23 protein-coding genes and 1 pseudogene are annotated in these 20,567 nt (G+C 56.0%); 6 read left to right on the top strand and 18 right to left on the bottom strand.

Annotated elements, in window-relative coordinates; translation table 11 throughout:
• Positions 1-199 precede the first annotated feature (199 nt).
• Positions 200-1,165 (top strand): annotated as a pseudogene (locus CKW37_RS22065) (DUF4113 domain-containing protein); the annotation flags it as partial.
• Between the two features lie 159 nt (positions 1,166-1,324).
• Here the strand turns inward: CKW37_RS22065 and CKW37_RS22060 are convergent.
• The 5 genes from CKW37_RS22060 to CKW37_RS22035 all read right to left on the bottom strand — a co-directional run bounded on the left by CKW37_RS22060 (position 1,325) and on the right by CKW37_RS22035 (position 5,204).
• A complete protein-coding gene (locus CKW37_RS22060; RefSeq protein WP_095158376.1) occupies positions 1,325-1,558 on the bottom strand; it encodes a PLD nuclease N-terminal domain-containing protein in 234 nt (77 codons plus the stop codon).
• 1,413 nt (positions 1,559-2,971) lie between these two features.
• On the bottom strand, positions 2,972-3,745 hold the full coding sequence (locus tag CKW37_RS22050; RefSeq protein WP_095158375.1) for a FlhC family transcriptional regulator: 774 nt from the start codon (positions 3,743-3,745) through the stop codon (positions 2,972-2,974).
• Between the two features lies 1 nt (position 3,746).
• Positions 3,747-4,181, bottom strand: coding sequence for a hypothetical protein (locus CKW37_RS22045; protein WP_143502104.1), 435 nt, complete (start codon positions 4,179-4,181; stop codon positions 3,747-3,749).
• Positions 4,174-4,683, bottom strand: a complete 510-nt coding sequence (locus tag CKW37_RS22040) for a hypothetical protein (protein ID WP_095158373.1) — start codon at positions 4,681-4,683, stop codon at positions 4,174-4,176. The genes CKW37_RS22045 and CKW37_RS22040 overlap by 8 nt, the downstream gene beginning before the upstream one ends.
• 2 nt (positions 4,684-4,685) lie before the next feature.
• Positions 4,686-5,204, bottom strand: coding sequence for a transglycosylase SLT domain-containing protein (locus CKW37_RS22035; RefSeq protein WP_256587830.1), 519 nt, complete (start codon positions 5,202-5,204; stop codon positions 4,686-4,688).
• 446 nt (positions 5,205-5,650) lie between these two features.
• On the opposite strand from CKW37_RS22035, the gene CKW37_RS22030 reads away from it, so the two are divergent.
• Positions 5,651-6,346: a S24 family peptidase gene (locus tag CKW37_RS22030; RefSeq protein WP_095158371.1), complete on the top strand. Its 696-nt coding sequence runs from the start codon at positions 5,651-5,653 to the stop codon at positions 6,344-6,346.
• A 40-nt stretch (positions 6,347-6,386) separates the two neighbouring features.
• On the opposite strand, the gene CKW37_RS22025 is transcribed toward CKW37_RS22030, so the two are convergent.
• Positions 6,387-6,872 carry a hypothetical protein gene (locus CKW37_RS22025; RefSeq protein WP_095158370.1) on the bottom strand — a complete coding sequence of 162 codons (486 nt, stop codon included), beginning with the start codon at positions 6,870-6,872 and terminating at the stop codon, positions 6,387-6,389.
• A 14-nt stretch (positions 6,873-6,886) separates the two neighbouring features.
• Positions 6,887-7,897, bottom strand: coding sequence for a ParM/StbA family protein (locus CKW37_RS22020; protein ID WP_095158369.1), 1,011 nt, complete (start codon positions 7,895-7,897; stop codon positions 6,887-6,889).
• Positions 7,898-8,481: 584 nt separating this feature from the next.
• Here CKW37_RS22020 and mobI point away from each other — a divergent pair.
• Both mobI and CKW37_RS22010 read left to right on the top strand, forming a co-directional pair.
• Positions 8,482-8,973, top strand: a complete 492-nt coding sequence (mobI, locus tag CKW37_RS22015; RefSeq protein ID WP_095158368.1) for a conjugative transfer protein MobI(A/C) — start codon at positions 8,482-8,484, stop codon at positions 8,971-8,973.
• A gap of 32 nt (positions 8,974-9,005) precedes the next feature.
• Positions 9,006-9,332 (top strand): hypothetical protein, encoded by a 327-nt coding sequence (locus CKW37_RS22010; RefSeq protein ID WP_095158367.1) that lies wholly within the window; start codon positions 9,006-9,008, stop codon positions 9,330-9,332.
• Positions 9,333-9,412: 80 nt separating this feature from the next.
• Here CKW37_RS22010 and CKW37_RS22005 read toward each other — a convergent pair whose 3' ends face one another.
• Both CKW37_RS22005 and CKW37_RS22000 read right to left on the bottom strand, forming a co-directional pair.
• Positions 9,413-10,684 (bottom strand): Y-family DNA polymerase, encoded by a 1,272-nt coding sequence (locus tag CKW37_RS22005; protein WP_095158366.1) that lies wholly within the window; start codon positions 10,682-10,684, stop codon positions 9,413-9,415.
• Entirely contained in the window at positions 10,681-11,121 is a 441-nt protein-coding gene (locus CKW37_RS22000; protein WP_095158365.1) for a LexA family transcriptional regulator, read from the bottom strand. The genes CKW37_RS22005 and CKW37_RS22000 overlap by 4 nt, the downstream gene beginning before the upstream one ends.
• A gap of 600 nt (positions 11,122-11,721) precedes the next feature.
• On the opposite strand from CKW37_RS22000, the gene CKW37_RS21995 reads away from it, so the two are divergent.
• On the top strand, positions 11,722-12,816 hold the full coding sequence (locus tag CKW37_RS21995; RefSeq protein WP_095158396.1) for a competence protein CoiA family protein: 1,095 nt from the start codon (positions 11,722-11,724) through the stop codon (positions 12,814-12,816).
• Positions 12,817-14,633: 1,817 nt separating this feature from the next.
• Here the strand turns inward: CKW37_RS21995 and CKW37_RS33005 are convergent.
• The 9 genes from CKW37_RS33005 to CKW37_RS21955 all read right to left on the bottom strand — a co-directional run bounded on the left by CKW37_RS33005 (position 14,634) and on the right by CKW37_RS21955 (position 18,293).
• Positions 14,634-15,008: a hypothetical protein gene (locus CKW37_RS33005; RefSeq protein WP_177454465.1), complete on the bottom strand. Its 375-nt coding sequence runs from the start codon at positions 15,006-15,008 to the stop codon at positions 14,634-14,636.
• Positions 14,995-15,309 (bottom strand): hypothetical protein, encoded by a 315-nt coding sequence (locus CKW37_RS21985; protein ID WP_143502103.1) that lies wholly within the window; start codon positions 15,307-15,309, stop codon positions 14,995-14,997. The genes CKW37_RS33005 and CKW37_RS21985 overlap by 14 nt, the downstream gene beginning before the upstream one ends.
• Positions 15,310-15,316: 7 nt before the next feature.
• Positions 15,317-15,460 carry a hypothetical protein gene (locus CKW37_RS33000; RefSeq protein WP_177454464.1) on the bottom strand — a complete coding sequence of 48 codons (144 nt, stop codon included), beginning with the start codon at positions 15,458-15,460 and terminating at the stop codon, positions 15,317-15,319.
• Between the two features lie 7 nt (positions 15,461-15,467).
• Complete coding sequence (locus CKW37_RS21980; RefSeq protein ID WP_095158363.1) at positions 15,468-16,001, bottom strand: hypothetical protein; 534 nt, start codon at positions 15,999-16,001, stop codon at positions 15,468-15,470.
• 104 nt (positions 16,002-16,105) lie between these two features.
• A complete protein-coding gene (locus CKW37_RS21975) occupies positions 16,106-16,354 on the bottom strand; it encodes a hypothetical protein (protein ID WP_095158362.1) in 249 nt (82 codons plus the stop codon).
• 155 nt (positions 16,355-16,509) lie between these two features.
• A complete protein-coding gene (locus CKW37_RS21970) occupies positions 16,510-16,701 on the bottom strand; it encodes a hypothetical protein (protein ID WP_095158361.1) in 192 nt (63 codons plus the stop codon).
• Between the two features lie 76 nt (positions 16,702-16,777).
• Positions 16,778-17,017, bottom strand: coding sequence for a hypothetical protein (locus CKW37_RS21965; protein ID WP_095158360.1), 240 nt, complete (start codon positions 17,015-17,017; stop codon positions 16,778-16,780).
• A 76-nt stretch (positions 17,018-17,093) separates the two neighbouring features.
• Positions 17,094-17,318, bottom strand: a complete 225-nt coding sequence (locus tag CKW37_RS32830; RefSeq protein ID WP_095158359.1) for a hypothetical protein — start codon at positions 17,316-17,318, stop codon at positions 17,094-17,096.
• Between the two features lie 171 nt (positions 17,319-17,489).
• The gene (locus tag CKW37_RS21955) at positions 17,490-18,293 is read right to left on the bottom strand and encodes a phosphoadenosine phosphosulfate reductase family protein (protein ID WP_256587829.1); all 804 of its coding nucleotides are present in this window, start codon (positions 18,291-18,293) and stop codon (positions 17,490-17,492) included.
• Between the two features lie 268 nt (positions 18,294-18,561).
• Between CKW37_RS21955 and CKW37_RS21950 the strand changes: the two genes are divergently transcribed.
• Positions 18,562-20,403, top strand: a complete 1,842-nt coding sequence (locus CKW37_RS21950; RefSeq protein WP_095158358.1) for a phosphoadenosine phosphosulfate reductase family protein — start codon at positions 18,562-18,564, stop codon at positions 20,401-20,403.
• The last annotated feature ends 164 nt before the right edge of the window (positions 20,404-20,567 follow it).

The raw sequence follows: 20,567 nt of genomic DNA, 5'->3' as shown, positions 1-20,567 counted from the left end.
CGGAGTGGGATGTGCAATAGGGGTGTGGTCAAGCCCTAGCCGGAAAAAAAACGCGGAGCGTTTGTGGATGCCTGCCATGGACATCACAACAAGGTTTCATTCACAAAACGGACGCATCCTATGGACATTGTGAGGTCCGAGAAAAGCCCGGCCCGGCCTGGCCTGTGGCGATGTCCATACCCGCTAAACTTTCCTTTACATTGATGAAGCCTTCGCTGATCTGACGAGGATACAGGGTGACCTGACGGCCTTTGGCCGGAAGCTACGGGCCACGATCTACAAGCATACCGGTCTGCCGGTCGGCGTCGGGATTGCCCGGACAAAAACGCTCGCGAAGCTGGCCAACCATACGGCCAAGCGTCTGCTCGACAAGACTGGTGGCGTAGTCGACCTATGTGATGAGTTCAAGCGCGACTGGACGCTACCAATACCGACGTGGCAGAAGTCTGGGGTGTCGGCAAACGTATGAAGGCGCATCTGGAACTGATGGGCATCAAGACGGCCATGGACCTTGCAAAAGCTGATCCCTGGACCCTGCGTCAGAGATTCAGTGTGGTGATCGAGAAGACTGCCCGTGCTCGCCGGCACTTCCTGTCTAGAACTGGAAGAGGCTGACCCTGTAAAGCAGGAAATCTGCTGCAGCCGCATGTTCGGCAACCGACTGACCGACATTGCGCCGATCAAGGAAGCGGTAGCCACCTATACCCAGCGGGCGGCGGAGAAGCTCAGAACACAGAACTCATTCTGCAGAAGGATCCGTGTCAGTATCCGTACCGGCATGTTCAACCCAGAAGAAGCCAAATATGCCAATGGCGCCCTGGTTGAACTGCCCTATCCAACCAACGACGTTCGGCTGATGACAAAGGCGGCGACTGAAGCGGTCAAGCGGCTTTATCGCTCTGGGTTCAAATACAGCAAAGCCGAAGTGCTGCTCATGGATCTCCGCCAGCCTGGCGAATTCACCGATGACCTCTTCGCGCAGTCGCAACCGGTTGTGGCGGAGAAGGTGATGACGGTGCTAGATGAAATCAACGGCAGGTGGGGCCGGGGGACCTTGCGGGTAGCCAGCGTGCCGACGGCTCCTGAATGGGCCATGAAGCGAGACTTGATGAGCCAGAGCTTCACCACGAGGCTTGATCAGCTTTGGACCGTGAGAGCTTGTTAACCTTCAGCTGAAGACGCTCAGATTTTTGCGCAGTCGCGGCTCTCTATCTTCGAACAGACGGTCTATCAGCCATACTTCAGCGATCTCCCTCGGGAGAGACCGGTATGCATTCAACTGAATCAGCCACTGTCGGAGATCGATATCAAAGCTTGCGCGGAGCTAGCCTTTACTGTGCTCCTTCGACGTCGGACCGGTTCCACGCTTTATCCCGCGGGGACCAGCCACTCCCCAAATCGCGAGTCCAACAACGGGCAACACCACCAGTATCAAAGCCCACATCGCCTTGGTGGAATCTGTTTTGTCACTGCGAAACACGCTGACGATTGCCCACAGGTCCACCAATAAGATAATTGCCGCCAGGGCAATCCAAAAGTACGTCACAGGCTCACTCATGACTGTCTCCCTACACTTGAAATGGCCGCTGGGCTGAGTTATTGCGAGCCCGATATGCAGATGAATTCTCAGCGCGGGGTAAGTTCAGGCGGAGGCTGGTGAAGGGGATGGTCGGTGCAAATGCGATGAATCAGACCCCGATCAGCGCTGCATCCAGCCGCGGAGAAACCTTTGTGCAATCCTGCCGCAACCCGCTTTACTGCGATCACCTGCACGAATGCAGCTCGTTGACTCATCATGGCTTTTGCTCAGAGGTCAAAACGACAGAAACCAGCCTCGCTTCGGGACCTCGCTGGGAGGGCGGCAGAGCTTGAACGGCTCCCGCCGACGGATTCCGGACACGCGTCGTCTGATTTCTGATGACACTGCGAAGATGATGGAAGATTGGGGACAGAGGACTCGGACGCGGGTGCTGGCTGAGGTATATCCGTGGAGTTTGGGCTCGAAGCCCCGGCCATTCACCTGGTGTTCTCAGAAGGTCGGGGCGGGTGCGATGAAGACCGGCTTAAGATTTGTAGAAAAATATTAAAATCAACAAATTAGACCGGGCTAGACAGTTTTATTTTGCCAGGACTTCGCTGGATTCTCGCGTTCTGACTAGCGGGACGGTTTTTCGCGACAAGGCCTGCTGCCGTAGGCCGCGGATTCGCGGGGCCTCTGCGACAGTTTTAATTCTCAAAATCCAAAAGTTAAGTTTTGGGCCCTAAATTTGGCCAAAATCAGCAAAAGCTAACTAAAAGCTCTGACCTGACACAGGACTGAGAAGATAAAGATGGTGGGCAGGCCGGGAAGCTAGTAGCCAGGAGGGCTCTATTGCAGATCATAAACGTGACTAAAACTTAATAGGGCAGATAAACGTCATGGGGGAGGGGAAGCGTTGTTCTTGATGTCACCCGTAGAGCGTTGAAGAGGACCGTCGCATACTGCATGCCGAGTTCCGCTACGACGGGGTCCCTCACCCAGGATGGGACATGTGCTGTTGTTAAGGTCCTATCAGCGCTCGAGCAGTACTTGCCCACTACTCCAATAATGATCTTCGCGAAGGACTGAATGTCGATGGGCAGCCTTTTCTTATTAAGATCAAAGGCTTGAACTACATGGGATGGATAAATCTGCCCGATTGAGCGTACATCTGTGTGGGCCCTGACGGACTCAAGCGCAATGCTGTTGAAGGTTCGAACGATAGCGCAACTACCAAATGCGGCTTGCATCTCAGTGATAAGTGGTTTGCTATAGGCCAAAACCAGAAGCCGGCTTGCGCCGGCTCGACTGCAGTCGCTTACTGCGCCCTTCAATGCAGTTGTTTTCCCGCAACCGGCCCCGGCTGTCGATTTGATAATCCCCCTAGGAGCCCCAAGCAGGCTCACGGAAGCCAATTGAAATGCCGCCTGCTCATCTGTAGGCGTATGCATTTCAAGCTGCCAACAAGGTACGGGCCTGTGTCGTTGATGCTTTGATCAGGTGCTTCACCAATCGATCGCCAGTCGAATACTTGGCGCATAGGCGACTGATGTCGGCCTCGGTGATGGATAGGATCTTTTTACAAGCTGTGAACTCGTGAACTGAAAGGGACAGTTCATGCCGAAGCTCTTCGGTCGAGTACCCCCAATTTTCCCACTGGCTGACTTTCTGGGATACTTCCAGGAGTTCACCAACACTGCGAGTGGACACTGGACGGTCGGCGAAATCACAGTGGAATGGGTCGCGAACCTGCACCCCGTCACACAGGGGGCAGGCGTGTCGCCGATGGTTGATACTGGCTACAAATTCGACGTGGCAGGAGTTACATGTGCGCATGGTAACTTCCTGGCTTCGGTAGTCACGTGCAACCAGCCAAGCGTCATCGAGCTCGAGGATGTTCTCCAGGTCCATGTTCCCGCCCCTAAGGCTGGCGTGGCTGTCCAGGTACTGGGTGTGCGCTGCCATGACTGCGTGAATATCAATGGCTTCACGCGGTTTAACGGCGGTAATCAGATAGGCCAGCATGAAGAGGGATGCCTCCAAGCTGACGGCACGTTTCACAAGAAGGCTCTCTGCGTTTGGCAAGGGGCCAGATTCTGAAGGGCCACAAACCCCTAGCTTCTTTCTCAGGCTTGTCACTTGCTTCCGAGTCAGGCCGGTGTGAAGCCGAATGATTGCTGATCGGAATCCTGCTTTAACCAAAACACCGGCAAGCGCTTCGTCCATTTCAGTGCCCCTTTACGACGTTAGATAGGATTTTGTTTAGTAGTGATATCTGATCTGAGCTTCGCAGTTCTCGAGCGAGAACCCAGGCGTCGTTCAGTGAAAGAGGGGAGGTGACACTAGATTGGGATACAAGCCGGCATTCGCGGAGGTAGTCCTCGTACGCGCTGACAAGCTTATCGATGTCGACCTCTAACTCAGCACGGCCTGTTTTAGCCGTGTAAAGCAGCAGCAGAGCAGCTGCATCGGAAGCCCCGTGCGGAGCTGCGAGAATGTCGTCCAGAGTGGAGATCTTTTGGGCGCCCAGGTCACAGACCACTTGTGCCTTCAAATCGGCCGGCATCAAGATTTGGTCAGTGGAAAGTCCGGTCTGAATGTTGACCAGGATTGGGCTGAGCCCAGCTTTGAGCAAGCGTAGTGCCTGACGCTGTTTATTCACTCCGGCGCCCCCCTGAGAGTATTCGCATCAGGTTGGCAATTCGCACTGTGCTATCAGGAGCACCAACGATAATTTTGCAGAATGACGTACGTGTAGCGAAGGTAACCTTCCCTAACGCAGCTAGACGTACGCGATCCTTCATCTTGCTCTGCGCAAGCCAGCTAGCTTTGTCCGGGCAACTGATTCCCCAGTCAATCATTGCAACCCGGCCTCTCACCCGAAGATCATCTGAGATCGCCCCTAGCAGCTGACTGACCGTCGAGACCGCATGGGAGGGGGTATTAAAGCCTGTGCAATTGTCGTCACTCAGGGTGCCGATTTTTACAAGAAGAATGGAGGAGGGCAGGGACGAGAGCTCAGTTAAGTCGCTCTCAGAGGCCTGAATGAGCCATTGACGGTCGACAGGTGCTAAGTCAAAGAAACGGCCATAGGCAGGGTCGTTGTTGATTGCCCATTCTTGAGCAACCCTTAGCGCCAGGTTCAGTGCGTACGAGTCCATCACGGTCAGCCCTCCTGCTCGAGAACGATGAGGCGCCGCCATACTCGGAGGACATTTACCCCATAGTCACGTGCAACGTGTTGCAGTTCAGGGTTCGGCGTGTGATACCGGCCTAACGCAACAGCCAGGCTGTGGTCGTCGCCTTTGCCGCCTTTGATGAATTCGCACAGTATCTGTGTGCCGACGCGTACGTTTGTCCGGAGGTCCAGGAGATCCTCGGGATTTGAGACACGATTACCGTTCCAGCGAATGCTCACCTGCATGGCACCGACAGCTATGGACTTCGTCCTGGTCAGGGCGCTGTTGAGCAGATCTGCGGCCTTAGTGTGCGTCGTTGGGTGATAGGCCTTGTTGTCGATGTTCAAGGCGTAAGGGTTCGGTCTGGCGACGGGGCCGGAGATTTTTTTTGATTCGACAAGAGCTATTGCATACAGAAGCTTTGGGTCAACCTTGCAGGCTCGACTCGATTCTTGCTCCCAGACGGTACCTTCAAGACTGAAGGCCCCTGCGACCAGCGGCAGCAAGGCTATGCCAGCGCCTATCGTCCTTGTGAGTCGTGGTGTGCAATCCATCGAAATATGACCCTATCCTAGTGCATAAATACGCCCAACGTCGGGGCGCATTCTACCCATGGTTCAGGATGTTTCAAGATGGTTCACCATAATATGACCCTCTACCAGTGTAGACAAGCGCGAATATTCAGACGAACGGTGGTACTTGCGGCAGGATTTTGACTTGTTTTTGTAATAAACGGCTAAAAAGTGGCATGGTGCCACCATTTTGACGTGATTTTGGCGTCAAGGTGCTACTACAAAATTCTACACTGCTATGAGTAAATTTTACCCTAAAAGGGTCAGATTTCACGGTTTTGATTTACACCATTGAAAGGGTGTAAATTGACACACCTATAAATGAGTTGTTTTGATCATTTGAATTTTAACCAAGGTGGAATTGCCGAGGACCGCACTACATGCAGTACGCCGCTGAAGCGACTAGCCATCAAGCCTTTGTCACTCGTGTGAGTGAGTTGATGAAGGCCCAGGAAATCTCAGCAACAAAGCTGGCACAGCTGCTGGAAGAATCTGAATCCACAGTCAAGAACATGCTTTATAAAGGTACCTCTTGCACTCGTGAGCGGCTTGTTCAGTTGGCCCGAGTATTGGAAACGACTGTCGAGTACCTGGGCACTGGCTCCGACGTTACGAAGGCAGGTGACTCTGCCTCTTTGCTGGTGCAGAGCCCGGAACAGCTGGCCTTCACCCAAGGCGTGCTGAAGAAAGAGCCGCCTGCGATAGTCGTAGAGTCCGTTCTTCGAACCCTACCAATGCCCCTTAGGTTATTATCGGAGTACGGTTTAACACCAGAGAACACAAGGGCTGTTTTGGTAAACACAGATGCATTAAAAACGGTGATATCCAGAAATGACATTATTTTGGTTGACATATCACAGAAAACGCTTCACGAAGGTGTCTACTTAATATCAATTCGTGAATCGGTTGTTCTTAGGCAAGTTTCACCCGTGATAACTGGTTTTGCTCTTACCTCTACAAATCCCAACATCCTCGGCACTACAGTTCCGATCGACCCTGAAACAGGGCTACCAAAAAATAGTGATACCCGGGTGATAGCCAAGGTTGTTTGTCGGATGTCCTTGAGCGCACTATAAAAAAAGCCCCTTTGTTAGGGGCTTTCTGTTTCTATTGAGTTTAAAGTTTAAAACCAGGCTTCCTGCGGTTTAAAGGCGGGTTTATGGCTGTGTCAGCAGATGGAACCTCGTTCGCAGGAGGATGGGACTGCTCCAATGGTGTAGCGTCAACCACCTGGTCGCCGGCATTTTTGCTTTCCGTGGCGACCTGTGCACGTTCAACTGGTAGCTCAATCTTCGGAAGGGTAGGGGCCCCAGCTGACTCTACATGGGGCGGCTCACCCGCTGCCTTCGATGGCTCGTCAGAGCCTACTTCCCCTGGCCCGCTAGGCGCCATGGGCACCAATGGCTTTACCGGGATTTCGGCGCCAGTCGACGTTTTTTCTTCAAGCGTTCTTTCAAACATCAGGCCGAGCTGAGCGAGGTAGAGGATACGCCTGGCCCGCCGCATTTTTGAGATGCTTTCGAGATCGTTGTAAAGCATCTTCGATTCCGAAGTCAGCTTGACCACCATTTTCAGTGTGTCGTCTTCCACTACCTCGCTCATTTTTGTCATCTCCCTTAGCCGTGATGCAGCCAGTACCCAAACGCATTCGAAATGACCGGGCGGTCGGAGGTGAGTGTTTTGGACCGAGGGAAGACCTGCTGCGCGGCTGGCATGTAGCATTGCCCGCCGCCGCCGCCCAGAAGGACGAAGTCCATCGCCTCTCCATCCAGGAAGCGCATCTGCTGCTTCATGTTCAGCAGGGCTTTAGGGGCCACGATGCTGCAGGCCTGATCAATGTAGGGTGCAAGGTCTACCTGCTCGCCAAAAAGGAGAACTTGGCTTCGGCCGTTCTGCAATGCGATCTCAATCTTATCGCGGCCCGGTCCATTGCCACCGTAGTCTTTGGCGATCTCTGCGTTGATGGCATCCAGAAGGGCGCTCATGGCTTCCATGGACGAGTCAGAAGAGTCGCGAACGATATCTCCCCGGCGGAAAACAACCCAGTCAACCGAGAAAAACCCAGGGTCGAGCACCAGCAGTACCGACTCCTCGAGGATCTCTGGGTTCTCATAGGTAGCGCAGATGTAGTTCAAGGTGCCGACAGGTTGAGGCAGGACCGTGACGCGTTTCACGGTGATCTCTCGCTTGGGGGAGACCTTGTGAGTACCGGTTAACTGAGCGATGAGCCGCTCGACCAGCCGCTCATCACGGGCTTGCTTCACCGGGAGGCCTGTAATCAGGTGGTCGATCTCAGTCTGGCCGTCCTGACACACTTCGCTGATAGACGCGTTGAAGAGGGCACGGTAGGTGTCGGTGGACGGATAGTCCGCATGAAGCTCGCGCTTCACCCCCGAGCGACCTGGATTCACGAATCCGACCCATTGCTCGTCATTCAGAAACACGTAGTGCTCACCGTCCTTCAGATCCACGTTGCCATTGAGGCTTGCCACTGGGGCTGCCTGAGCTGGGCGGATGATCAGGGTTGGCCGGTCTTGCTCCGCATGACCGAATGCAATTTTCACGTTCGAATAGCCGATGTCCAGGCCTACCACGAAGTCGCCGGTTGGTTTGCTTTTACTGGCCATGTTCGCTCCTTAAGCGTTTGTATGGGATTGCTGTTGGTATTCAAGCAGCCTTCAATCGGTCGACTAACGGTCAACAATTGCAACTGCTTCGAAAAAAGAGATTCATTGTGAGGTGGTCTGTACCGATGCCCCGAAGGTCTCGCAGGAGCACAATCGGTCGAGAAACGCACCTCTCATCTCAATCCTGCCATCGATTTCCAATATGCAACCCCCCAATCTGCCCCTCATTTCAGACCAGCGAAACGCGCACCCGAGTTGGCTAAAAATCGTACAGATTGGTCAATTTTGCTGATAGGCGTGGAATTTGCTGAATTCTCCTTATAGGGGAATGTAGGCCTCTACTACTCAGAAGCTGAATTGCAAAAATATTGAGTGCTAGATTCCTATATAAAGGAATACAAGAAAAATCTGGCGATTTGATACGGTGCGTTCACGAAAAAGCTACATTCCCCTATAAGAGGAACCTACATTTTTCTTGAAAACCAGGATTCCCAGGTCTTAAACTGCTGATTTTCTGCCATTTCCGACTACACGGATTAGTAGGGGAATCCAGACTTCAAAATTCCTATTATAAGGATAGGGTAATGATTGATCCGATCAGTGGTTCTGATGTCCGCGGCGAGATCAGCGGGATCTACTCCGACGTAATCAAGAAACTCGACATCGTCCATGAGAAGCTCAAGCTCGAAGCCCTTCAGTTAAGGGATGAGTTCCTGGAGGCTGCCAAGCGAGAGGGGAAGATCCAGTACCGCACGGTTCAAGTGAAGGTGAACACGGCGGGATCAGTGTCGATCATTTGGAAGCGTGTGACGTTCCAGAAAACCAGCGGAGGCTTGAAGGCGTGGTCCGTTGCCATTCCCAAAGGAAAGGCCCATAGCTACAGGGAGGCGTCGGTTGTCAAAAATGCCGATTTCTGGATCCAGCAGCTCTTCCACGCCTACGAACCGAAGTTCGCGATTATCCGTGAGAGCCTTCTAATCAACATGAAGGCTCGAAAGCAGCTCCTGGATCTGCAGCGCCGCGTAAACGCCAACCCTCCGATCAGGGATGGGTTGCATATCGTGGATGGCGTATAGAGTGGATTGCATAACCCACACAGACAGGGCTCATGATGACTTCCACTCCCCGCGACACACATATCACCATCGACAAGGTCGAGCTGGACCTTTGGGCTGATATTTACTGCAAGGCCAGGCTTGCCCAGCTGTGTACCGTTACGCTGTCGGAGTTTCTGCAGAGCCCCTATGACTACCTGGACAAGTCAGGGCAGTCATCAGCGCTCGACTGTTTGGAGAACGGATTTCTCCCACTGACGCCGGACCAGGTTAGAGCTGCAACGGATCTTCAGGCGGTATGGGCGGGCAGTGATGAAAAGACCAAGGTCGCGGCCCGGCACCTGAAACTGGTTCACAGCGCCAGGCAGAGTGAACGCTGAATCCAAGGCTGAGGAAAATGGAAAGGGACTAGCAGCAGCGCTGCTAGCAGTAGGGCCGGAGCAGCCAATGATGGCCCAGATCAGAAGACGACTTTGAGGTCGGATAGTCGACATGAGTACGCAGGGCTCAGATTGTCCGATCTGGGCTTCCACCCACCGGCAACGATGGTTCTCCCCAGTTTCACCGTACCGCGGCCAAACCTGGAGTTGATCTCGTCCAAGGTGGACATCAACCGATCCTGCAATCCCGTGTCGTAACCGAACAGGTCCTGCTGGGACATTGCCGATGCTGGCTGAACTCCCATAAGCAGAACGCCCGCCTTAGAAAAACGAACCCCGGACCTGAATATGGTGCGCGCAGCTTGCGCAGCGGCCCTAGCGAAAATGCGTACATCAGACGCTGGCTGAGAGAATGGGACGGTGATCGACTTTGCGTACGGAGCATCCTTGTTATCGTAAGGACTTGTCCGGGCGTAGACCCTCATCGCTGAGGCTGCGGACCCCTGCTTCCTTAGTCTGCTGGCTGCCAGGCTAGCAAACTCAACCAGTGCTGCTGTGAGCGAATCCAGCGTGTCTATTCGTGAACCGAAGGTTCGACCCACGTTGATCATCTCTCGAGGGCCATCGTTGCCCTTGAGGTCCACAGCGCAGACGCCATTCAGTTCCAGTTGAGTACGGCGTACGGTGATTGGGAACTCCCTTTCGACGATGTGCTTGGGGAGCATGGCGAATTCAGCAGCTGTGGTCACCCCCATACCGGTCAGCCGCGAGGCGGTCGCTGCTCCGATTCCCCATACCTCTCCGACTGGAGTGAGCGCCAGCAGTTGATCTCGGTCGATCGGCGACATCAGGTTGCAGTAGCCAGTCTTCAGTACGCGCTTAGCGCCGTACGAGCCTAGCTTTGCAAGGGTAGGGGTGGGGCCGACTCCAGCGCCTGTGGCAAGACCGGTCCAGGCGAGGACGCGGTCCCTAATCTGCATAGTCAACTGGTGAAGTTGTTCGTCAGACATGCCATGGGCAAAAACGAAGGCTTCATCAATTGAGTAGGTAAGTATGCTCGGCGCGAGGGTCGCAATCGATCTCATCATTCGTGACGACAAATCACCATATAAAGGAAAGTTAGCTGAACAAATAATTACGCCGGAACGCCAATGTTCTTGACGGACGAGGTGAACAGGTTCAGACATTTTAATGCCAAGTTCCTTGGCTTCATTTGAGCGAGATATAACACAGCCATCGCCGGATCCGGCGACCACAACAGGCTTGTTCTCAAGTTCAGGACGCCACACGCGCTCAGCAGAAACATAGAAATTGTTCGCATCGAACAATATGAATGCCTGGCGTCCGTTCATACCGGGCAAAGCCTGTGAAGATTGAACGTGCAGACCCCCCAGACAATGAGCGCCTCTTTGTCTGAAATTACTATTGGTGCGTAACTTGGATTCTCCGGACAGAGCAGGACAACTTCACCTGCAATGACCAAGCGCTTACATACAAACTCGCCCTCGTGAATGGCGACAACGATTGAGCGATTGACTGCTTTCTTGGACCTGTCGACCACGATCACATCGTCCGGCCATATGCCGGCATCGATCATCGAGTCGCCACCACTGCGCACCAGGTACGTTGCGGGAGGGTTGGTAACCGCGATGTCATCCAGCGAAGACATTTCCTCGACGAGGTCCTCTGCAGGGCTCGGAAAGCCGCAGCTCAGTCGCGAACTGAAAAGCGGCAGCGGATTGGTTGCAGGCTCCAGCCGAATACGGCCGAGGATTGAGATGGTATGCATGGCTAACCTGTATAAATGTACAGTATGTGTAAACATCATACACGCGAAGCTGTGGTCGACAAGGCTGACGCGCTAGAAGGGGCCGAGTGAAAAAATGGAAAGGGAAAGCCCGCCCTGCGGGCCGCCCGGCGCAGCCGGAAAAATGGAAAGGGAAGGGCGCAGCCCCTGGAACATGGTGTGCTTGGCTGGGGTCTTGGATTTGGCATGGCCGGCGGTAAGCGGTGCACAGTCGAAGAGGGCACCCAACGCACTCAGTCCGGCTAGTGCGATGTGCGCCATTTCCCGGTGCCAAACCCGCGCGCATGCCTCACAAAAAGGACAGCGGGCGAATCCTGCCGTCATGGTCCGTTGCTTGCGCCCAGCAGCACCGCCGCTGTTTCTGGAGAATTAAAACTGTCGCGATGTATTAAAATCTGTCGCAGGCTGGCTGTCCCAGGCTTCGCTTCTGACAGACGGTTCAGGTGGCTAAGGCACAGATTCTGGCGCTCTGAATCTTAACTGCGTCTTTGTGACATGGAGGTTGGCTTGGCATGCGTGGGCTTAGTGGACGGCTGCCGCACTGTGGCGTCTGTGCTTAGCGATGAAGACTGGAAGAAAGTAGTGAAGCTGTCGAAATGCCGCCAGGTGCTCATGCCGGATACGAAACTTCCTGCGCAGGCCAAAACTCGTAGATGGAATGGCGGCATCACCAGGTACTTTTCCCATTTCCCTGGGGAGAGCCCAGAAGGCTATACGAACACTGAAAGCCCAGAACACATCGCCATGAAGGTGGCCATCTATAAAGCACTGGTCGAGCTAGGCATTCCAGCCGAGCTTGAAGACGGTTTAGACGATTGGCGAGCTGACATCCTTGTTGGCGACTCAGCCTTCGCTCCGCGCCTAGCAATAGAGGTACAGATTTCGACTCAGTCAGCGCAGCGGACATACGAGCGTACTGAGCAACGCAATCGGTCTGGTGTTCCTACGCTATGGATATTCGGCAGTGCCGGCCAGACGGGCGTAATCTCCGAAGATCTGGCACGGAGCAACCCCGTCTTCGTCGCAAACACGCCCCAGGATGCAGCCGTTATAGCTAGCGCTGTGTGTCGTGGCCAAGCATTCTTCGATGACTTGTTGCAGTATCAGAAAACGCCTGCCAGGCCAGTTGCATTACTCGTGAACTGTGCATGCGGGGGCAGGTGGCTCTACCCGTTCGGTTCCGTTTTGCTTCTCAACAGAATCTCTGGGGAGACAGCACCAATGTTCATCAGCTGCTTTAGTACTAGCAAGGTTGGCAAAGGGCTTCTAGCTACAGCCAGAATGAGGGCCGTGGAAAGATATTTCGACCTGGGCATGTCTTCCGTGAAAGCTAGCGCCGAGAAATATGGTGTTGGAATTGGACAGCCATCCAAGGTCTGGCATCGCTACGGGCGATTTGGAAGCTTGGAAACTGGCATTCGGGTATGGGAGCGCAGCTATAGCTGCCCGGCCTGCGCCAGTACGCCTGAACCGCTGACGCGGGGTTTACCCAAAGGGGTGGCACTGTTGATGTGCCCAGTCCCAGTCGCCACCACCGTCGATGCGCGTTCTGTTCTTACCGTCAAATCGTGCTGGAGAGTGTACAGAAAGGATTGCTGGGTTGAGTCTGTAATGTCTGAGCGTAGGTGGAAGGATGAATTCATCTACCCGCTCAGGTCAGCGATTGCACAGGCGTGACGGGCTGAACCGTTGCATCGTGCCATACCTGCTGGTTGCGACAGTTTAATTCTCCCCGCCTCCGCTCCGCAGGAGCGGATCTGAGGTTCGGTGCTCTCTGCGCTCCCAAGATGATAGGCACACGAGGTGGCAGGCCGCCTGGTGCTGTCCACATCTGCTTGACCGCTTGTAAGAGCCCGAGCGGGTGAAAGCGTCAGAAAGGTAGTCACTAAGCGCATCCCTCCCTGGTCGTAATTGGACGTTGGCAAGCGGCATCAATGGCCTGTCTGGCGGACGCAGTGCTGCGAGTGAATGTCGGACGCGTTGAGGGCGAGTTTGCCAGGCCAGTCACAAGGGACATGGCACCAGGATTGAGCCCGATCTGGCGGAGCGCTTGGTGCACAACCCGGGCACAAGCAGAAAAGCTCCAGTGTCAGAAAGCGACAATGCCGGCGTTCAGGCCAGCATCACCAGCCTTTGCGGTGACGGCCAGAGTGGCAGGTTGCGTTGCCCTTGCTCCAGAAGGTTCTTCTTTCGGCTGAAGGAGAGTCTGCGCACGCCTCCATAAAAGTGCAGCGCCCGAAAACGACCGTCCGAACAGGACAAGAGAAGGCGATGGCAGAATCCGCGTTGCAACAGGTGCGACAGGCTACCAACGCGATTGGAACCTGGGGTGCTACGTTGGCCGAACGGTACAAAGCTGAGCGCAACCATGCCTGGCTGTGAAGCCGACCGAACATTGAGCAACGTCGAGGCGTGGAGGGTTCCAGAGTGGCGTTGAACAGGTGAGCTGGTGTCAACTGAGGCGCATCGTCCGCATAGGACATGATTCCCCCTTCTGCCTAAGTGGCGTCGGGTCAACCTCGGCCTTGTGATGAAGGTGCTGGGTGGACCCCGGCTCAACGACGGTCACTCTCGGGCAAGTGAAGGCTCAGATTGGGGCCGCTCTGTTCATGTTCATCCCGGTACCGAGCAGTACCATCTCAAGCTCAGCCGTACGTTCTGTACCTTGTCCGTCAGCGAGATGGAATGGCTACTGGTGGATGAAGCGGGGCAGGCTGCAGTTGGCGGCCTCTGGTCACTACGCCCGTTGTGCCGTTGACGGACCCCGTACCAGCTCAAGCCTGCCCCGTCCGCATCTGACCCGGTACCGAATGTCAGCGCCAGCCCCCCCGGTTGAGCCGCGGGGGATCCCCACTGGGTAGTCGGCGCAGTCGCTGGCTGATCAGGCCACCACCGGTTCCTGCTGCTCGGCTTGGCCGGCAACAGGAACCAAGTCAGACCTAGCCCTATCGTCGATGGAGGCACTGATCAGTGGGAAGCCAATTCAGAACAACTCCCAGGCCATCCAGGACGCCCATGTCAAGAAGGAACGCTTCCTGAACAATGACGAACTGACCTACCAGGATGCTGTGGATTGACCGTGGTGACGGAGGAGTTCTCGCTGAGAGGTGAAAAAATTCTTCCGCGTGGGGCAGCATTTTTTCATGAGGCTGTTGTGGCGCTCACCCCATGCTGGCCTGGGTGGCGGGTCAGCACCAGAACACCCTGGACAACCCTTGGGGCGGGTCTTGGGTGTACCTGGTGAGTAGCCCGACTTGTCGGCGCAAGAGTGAGGCTCCGTCAGCTTGATTGCAACTGAGCGGCGGTTTCCGTTTACTTCCAGGGGAACTGGTATTCAGGGACCAACTGGGCCATCGTTTCGACCACGACAAGCATCTCCGACTCTGGAGCACGCTGGCCGGCAGAACCTTTCACCAGGTCGAGCAAAGTCCGCGGCCCATCTTCATTGGCCCCGGGATCACCTTGAGGTAACAGGCCGTCATGGCTTTCCGGTGTCAGGCACTGCTGCTTGTAAACGCGGTTTTCTCAATCAAACGATCGCACTCCGCAGTCAGGTCGAACGTCGGGTCATTCGCTTTCCGGCTAATTGCAACCGCTTCGCGGATCGGGCAGTCGACAATGAATCGGAAGCGAGTAGCATCCTGCTTCAGTTCAGCCATTGCCTGGATGATTGCCAGCAGACGCTCGGTACCAATCTCGTCGGTATCGCCCAGACAATAACGGTCACCAACACTCCGCGTGCACTGGCAGTCGTCGGTAAGCTCTTCAGAACTGCCGACCCACCCGCAAAGGGTGCACCCGGCGGCATAAAAGCCCCCTACCAGCGGCACACGGCCGATATAGGGCGGAACGGGATTACTGGTGGTCATGCGATTTTTCCTCTAATTCGTCAGGGGGAGACGGAGCTCGCCAACTACGAAGCAAAGCCACAGCTTCGTCCAGCAGCTCCTTCCATGTGTCCCAATCAATGATTTCCGCATCGTCCATCGCCTTGAGATAGCCCATCGCCTGGCTGTATTCGGAATCGAAGTGGAATTTATTCGGGGCCAGTTGCGCCAGCGACAGTTTCAGGCGATAGGACCGCACCATTTTTGCGGTGCGCGGTGCCATATTGGTCGGCAAGAGACAGGCCAGGCGCATCGGTAGCGGCATTTCCCGCGGCATGTTCACGTTATCCTCACACCTTGAAGTCAGGGTCGATGACCCAAGTTTTGCCTTTGCTGGCCACGGCCACAGGTCGTTCGCGAAGGGCATATAAGGCGTGCTCGGTGGTGAGTTTTCCGGCCAGGTAGTGGCGCACAACGCTGAGTACGTATCGCATGGGCTTCCTACAGGAAAACAGTGTCAGTAACGGTTTTGCTCCCATCGGCGTCGATGGTGGTCATCCGCATCCGGGCACCCTCGCCACCGCGAGTCTCAAACCCCTCAGGCGGTTCGACCAGGAAGCCAAAGGCTCGAGTTCCTTCGCTGCCAAGGGTATAGCCATGACTGAAATCTTCGTTCTCTGGCAGACGATCAGCAAAAAATGGTCGGACCAGATCAACTTCCGCAGGCGTGAGCGGATAGAAAACGTTGTTTGAATGCTGCATCAACCACCCGCCGTCGCCGGCGTGACACAAAATGTAGTTGTCTGAACCGAACTGGCCCTGTTTCAGACGCACTTGGGCAACCCAGCCGATAGAGCCGCGCAGCGATCCACCATGCGGTCCCGTTTTCACGAACATGCCTTGCTCGGGCATGCGCCGCCCCGAGAAACCGCCTACTGTCTGCATCCAACGAACCTCATGGTCAGCGTGGATTGCGTCATGGATCTGCGTGTGCAGTTCATCGAATTCGGCTTGGTTGGTTTCGTCAAGCGGCATGGTTGCGTCCCTTAGGTTTCGGTAGGATGGGCACAGTACGGCGCCCTTCTACGGGCTCGGCCCAGCGCGTGGGCTGGGCTTGGGCGGTACCGCGGGTTCCGAGATCAGTTCGTGACAACCTTTAGGCCAAGAGCAATGGCTTCTTTCGCTGCCTCTTCAGCAGTGTCCCAGCAACCGATCCAGAACTCCTGGTTGTCCTTGGGCGCTACGGCAAACGGCGGGACATCGACACCGCATTCGTTCTGAAGATAAACGACAACCTCCACGCGCTCTTCCAGGTACATCTCCATCTGTTCGCGGCACTCAGGGAATACCTTAGCCACATGAGCCTGCTGGTGATTGCTCAAAGTCATGTCATCTCTCCTTCTAGGAAATGAGCCCCAAAGGGGCGCCCTTTACGTCCTTCGCCCCGGTTTGGACTGCGCCGGGGCTTAGGTGCAACGAGCAATTTTCGTGAATGGGTATGGGCCAGTCGGTACGCAGCGCAGGGTGCCACCCTCAAGATCCACTACGCGGTGGCGTCCTCGCACACGTCGCTGATCGCCTCCACTTCGTGCTGGCTAAGCGCAGCGACCAGGGCAATGCCCAGGCTGGCACATGCGGCCTTGATATCGGCGGCGTCGATCCGCTGCGGCAGCATGCCACGTTCGGCGCACCATTCGCCGACGGCGTGAATCTGTGAGGTGGTCAGGCTGGCCATGCGGTGATTCTCCTGTCAGGCGCGGCCGCGTCAGCGACGGCGGGTTCCTCGCCATAAAGTAGGGTGGGGATTCAGTTCAACGGCCGGCGCCGCCATCGGCGTTCAGGCCCAAGGCAATGCGAGTGGTGCACTCCTCGAACCATTCGCCACCCACAGACCCAAAGTCGCCATAGCGCGGATCGTTTAACGCGTCCTCGCACAGCATCAGCACCGCACCATCATAAACGCGCAGGGCCAGCCCGGCCTTCTTGGCGTCCTTGAAAGCGCGATCCAGGCGGTTGACGATGCGCTGTTGCTCGTCGGTGAAGGTGGGCATGGGTGGAGCTCCTTGTAGTAGTTAGGCCGGCACGCGTGGCGGGTTGGGGCTTCTGGGCGGTTCGTTACGGTAACCCTCAGGGCTCGGCCAGCAGGCGTCCGACCAGGTGGCACAGCTCCTGGCTGCGGTCGTGCCACTCGTCGTGCGCCTCGAGGGCTTGCTGGTAGGCCGCCTCCGAGGCTGGGCGGTCGCGCTGCGCCTGGGCCTCACTCATGACCCGCGCGGCCTGGCTGTACGCGGCCGACGCTTGCATCCAGGCAGCATGGGCGGCTTTCAGCTGATCGGTGTCAATCAGGGGCATGGCGGCGGCCTCGATCTAGGGTGGGTGGAGCTCAGCGTCGCACGTAGCCGGTTCGGCTCGAAGCATCCTGCAGCTTGCGGGCGGCAGCCATGATGCGGTGATCCACGGCACTGCCGCGGGATTCGCTCCAAGTGCAGCGCTTGAGCAGCTGGGCCTTTCCCGTGAAGGGCCTCATGCCGTCAGTTCAAGGAGAGGGATGCGGTTCATGTGCATGGTGTAGCCCGTACGCTGCTCCAGTGCGACGTATTGCTCGAACAACTCAGGGTGTTGAGCTCGCCCATTCCGCAAGTCTGGCTTGGATGCCATCACGCAGAAAACGCAGGACAGTCGATCATTACCGAGGGCGTAGGCGTAATGGGGTTGCTGTCCAGCCGCAGCAATCGCTTCGAAAACCTCAGTGGTGCGCATGTCATGAACTGGCAACCACTCGTACCAGGTGAGCACAGAGTTGCTGATACCCATGCGACTGAAGACCGTACGTTTAGCACGGTTTGGCGACTCCTGGGCGCGAAGCCCCAAGCAGTTTACGATCGTCTTGAAGCCATTGGCTTTCGCGTAACGCCGCACTTCCCGCTGAATAGGCCCACGTTTCAAATCGCTGGTGCATTGTCGGGTCGATGCTGACGGCCAGCTAGGTACCTCGGGTCGGCTTTCAAACCGCCGTTCAACCATTTCCAACAGGGTCTTGCCGGCCTTGGCGACGATGAAAGGCAGGTCTGCAGCAGCAGCCTGGTCGCGAGCCAGCTCCATGGCCCCCGGCCATTCCATCGGCCCAAGCGACGCATGAACCACAACCAGCTGGTTTGCTGGCACGCGCTCAAGGAGGCGGATCAGTTGTACCTGGGAATCCTTGCCGCCCGAATGGTTCGCTACAAACAGCGCACCACTACCGATCAGACGGTCAACCTCAGATTCCCATGCGGCGCGAGCATCGAGTTCATCTTCGAAAAGCATACGCTGCTGCTGAAATTCCATTCCTGCATCCTCAGGTAAGAGCAGCGTGCACTGCCCGTGTTTCGTAATGGATTCAGCGTCTCACGCAGCTTCGAGAATGCAAGTTGGCGGCCGACCAGATCCTTGTCCCACGGCCCAAGTCGCTACCAGGAATGGAGCGTCTGTGTACAACGCTCAGCCCATTACAACCAGATGCGAAAGCTAATTCGCCCAGGCCGGGTGTGGTGGAGGTTGCAGATTTGGGATCGACGGTAATTTGAGGATGTCAGTCCAACAACGAGCCTTCGACATGCACCTGATCCCAACCGGCCTTTTCGAGCCAGCAACCCCAGTCACCATTCGGGAAGCGGCCGTCGTGACAGAGCGCTCGTTCGACGAGAAGGTGCTAGCCGCAGTCGAAGTCATCAAATGTCTCATCCGCAATGGCAAGCACCTCGTCGTGGCGTGCTCCTTCGGAAAAGATTCTTCCGTAACCCTGGCGCTCACCTTACGAGCGATGAGCGAGCTGAAGACCGCTGGCTTTGAAGTCCCTGAGCTGAGCGTCATGAACAGCGACACGCTCATGGAGAATCCATCTGTACATATATACAGTAAGACGGAGATTTCCGTACTGAAGGCCTACGCCAAGGCCAAGGACTTGCCGGTTCGCGTATGGGTGTGCCGCCCGAATCTTTCTGAAAATTGGCTCGCAAGCATTATCGGTGGGCGAACTGTGGCATCTCTGCCAGGCAACTCTGCCAAATGCCAACAACAGCTGAAGAAGGCCCCGCTCGACCGAACCAAGCGACAGATCAAGGCAGTCATCAAGCAGAAGGTGGGAGCGGCCTACAAGGAGGAGGATGTCATCGTCCTGATCGGCACCCGACGCGATGAGTCGGCTGTGCGGGAGCGCAACATGGAGGCTCGGGGCGAAAGCGCCTATGAACCGGTTAACATGGCAAGCGAGGGTGAGAAGCCAAGCTGGGTGCTTAGTCCGATCGCGGACTTCACCACCATGGACATCTTCACCTTCCTGGGCCGAGTTACCAACGGCCGCTTCGAAACGTACTCAGACTTTCAGCAACTGACCGAAATCTACCGCGACTCCGCCGGCGGGGAGTGCATGGTCAACGTGTTCATGCGAGAGGGTGGGGTAGAGCGCCGTACTGCTTGTGGCAGTCGTCATGGATGCTGGGGCTGCCTGCGAGTGAGCACGGACCGGTCCATGGAACAGATGCTGGCCGAGGAGACTGGCAAGCACGCTCACATGCGCCCATTGAACGCGTTCAGAAACTACCTGGGTGCGAGGCACTATGATCCCGCGGCCCGCAACTGGCTTGCCCGATCGATCAACCCCGACAACGGCTACATCAAGATCGCGGCAAACGCCTACTCTCCTGACTTCTGCCTCGAACTGCTGCGTTACGCATTGACCATCGACGCTGATGAAGCCGAGTGGTCCATGCGCACCGGTGAGGCTGCGCGGTTCCAGATCCTGGGTATGCGTGAGGTCTTGGCTATCGATCTTCAGTGGGCACGGTACAGCTACCAGAAGCCCTTCACGGCCCTGGCCGAGTACAAGGCCATCTTTGAGGATGGCAAGCGGTACTACATCCCAGAGGAGTACAAGGCCTTCACACGCTCCGACCTGGACGTGTCGAAGTCGGTCGAGGTGCCATTCGCCGATGAGCATTTCAACGGCTTCTACGAGGGCCTGAGGTCGGTTACAGCCGCGGCCGCCGGCTGCGAGTCGGTGATCAAGAAAAACGGCGTCTACTACACCAACGTGAATGAGAGCACTGAGTACGATTTGGACGCTGAAGCGGTGGAGCTCTTCTACGAGTTCGAGCTCGACCGTGCCCTTGAGTACTATGGTCCACACGCTGACGTGGCGCCGTCGGAGGCCGTGCACTACCTGGCACGCTTTGGGGTGGTCTCGTTCAAGAAAGGCGGACACTCCGAATGGGACCGCATGCTCCGGATCGGAAACCAGCTGCACCGTCTGGGGCTCCGCGACATCCTGAACAATCCTGAGGCGTTGATTGCCAGGCTAACCGGTACGGCCCGGGCTTGTGACCCAATGATTGGGTCGGTGGAGGTTACGCCGTTGCCTCCTGTGGCTGAATGTGGTCAGTACTTGATGCAGTTCTGACGGCTGTGCGGGTGAGGCCAGGCAGCAGTCCTGCACGAGTGTATGGAGGTGCAGACCCGCCAAAGGAAGGACCAATCATCCGGCCCAGTTACTGGATCGGATAGTCCCTTTCATTAGGCTAGCGGGAGGTAAAGTGCCTTGAACCCTGACCGCCCACGCCTGCA

The organism is Pseudomonas sp. Irchel 3E13 (assembly GCF_900187455.1).
In the GTDB taxonomy this organism is placed as follows: Bacteria; Pseudomonadota; Gammaproteobacteria; order Pseudomonadales; family Pseudomonadaceae; genus Aquipseudomonas.
This window is presented reverse-complemented; position numbering and strand designations above follow the sequence as displayed.

Excerpts from the sequence above, each read along its gene's own strand:
- CKW37_RS22025 (WP_095158370.1), bottom strand. The coding sequence starts at position 6,872 with ATGAGCGAGGTAGTGGAAGACGACACACTGAAAATGGTGGTCAAGCTG.
- CKW37_RS22010 (WP_095158367.1), top strand. The coding sequence starts at position 9,006 with ATGATGACTTCCACTCCCCGCGACACACATATCACCATCGACAAGGTC.
- mobI (WP_095158368.1), top strand. The coding sequence starts at position 8,482 with ATGATTGATCCGATCAGTGGTTCTGATGTCCGCGGCGAGATCAGCGGG.
- CKW37_RS21975 (WP_095158362.1), bottom strand. The coding sequence starts at position 16,354 with ATGACTTTGAGCAATCACCAGCAGGCTCATGTGGCTAAGGTATTCCCT.
- CKW37_RS21980 (WP_095158363.1), bottom strand. The coding sequence starts at position 16,001 with ATGCCGCTTGACGAAACCAACCAAGCCGAATTCGATGAACTGCACACG.
- CKW37_RS21970 (WP_095158361.1), bottom strand. The coding sequence starts at position 16,701 with ATGGCCAGCCTGACCACCTCACAGATTCACGCCGTCGGCGAATGGTGC.
- CKW37_RS21950 (WP_095158358.1), top strand. The coding sequence starts at position 18,562 with ATGCACCTGATCCCAACCGGCCTTTTCGAGCCAGCAACCCCAGTCACC.
- CKW37_RS22050 (WP_095158375.1), bottom strand. The coding sequence starts at position 3,745 with ATGGACGAAGCGCTTGCCGGTGTTTTGGTTAAAGCAGGATTCCGATCA.
- CKW37_RS22060 (WP_095158376.1), bottom strand. The coding sequence starts at position 1,558 with ATGAGTGAGCCTGTGACGTACTTTTGGATTGCCCTGGCGGCAATTATC.
- CKW37_RS22020 (WP_095158369.1), bottom strand. The coding sequence starts at position 7,897 with ATGGCCAGTAAAAGCAAACCAACCGGCGACTTCGTGGTAGGCCTGGAC.
- CKW37_RS33000 (WP_177454464.1), bottom strand. The coding sequence starts at position 15,460 with ATGCGATACGTACTCAGCGTTGTGCGCCACTACCTGGCCGGAAAACTC.
- CKW37_RS32830 (WP_095158359.1), bottom strand. The coding sequence starts at position 17,318 with ATGCCCCTGATTGACACCGATCAGCTGAAAGCCGCCCATGCTGCCTGG.
- CKW37_RS22000 (WP_095158365.1), bottom strand. The coding sequence starts at position 11,121 with ATGCATACCATCTCAATCCTCGGCCGTATTCGGCTGGAGCCTGCAACC.
- CKW37_RS21955 (WP_256587829.1), bottom strand. The coding sequence starts at position 18,293 with ATGGAATTTCAGCAGCAGCGTATGCTTTTCGAAGATGAACTCGATGCT.
- CKW37_RS21965 (WP_095158360.1), bottom strand. The coding sequence starts at position 17,017 with ATGCCCACCTTCACCGACGAGCAACAGCGCATCGTCAACCGCCTGGAT.
- CKW37_RS22005 (WP_095158366.1), bottom strand. The coding sequence starts at position 10,684 with ATGAACGGACGCCAGGCATTCATATTGTTCGATGCGAACAATTTCTAT.
- CKW37_RS33005 (WP_177454465.1), bottom strand. The coding sequence starts at position 15,008 with ATGACCACCAGTAATCCCGTTCCGCCCTATATCGGCCGTGTGCCGCTG.
- CKW37_RS22030 (WP_095158371.1), top strand. The coding sequence starts at position 5,651 with ATGCAGTACGCCGCTGAAGCGACTAGCCATCAAGCCTTTGTCACTCGT.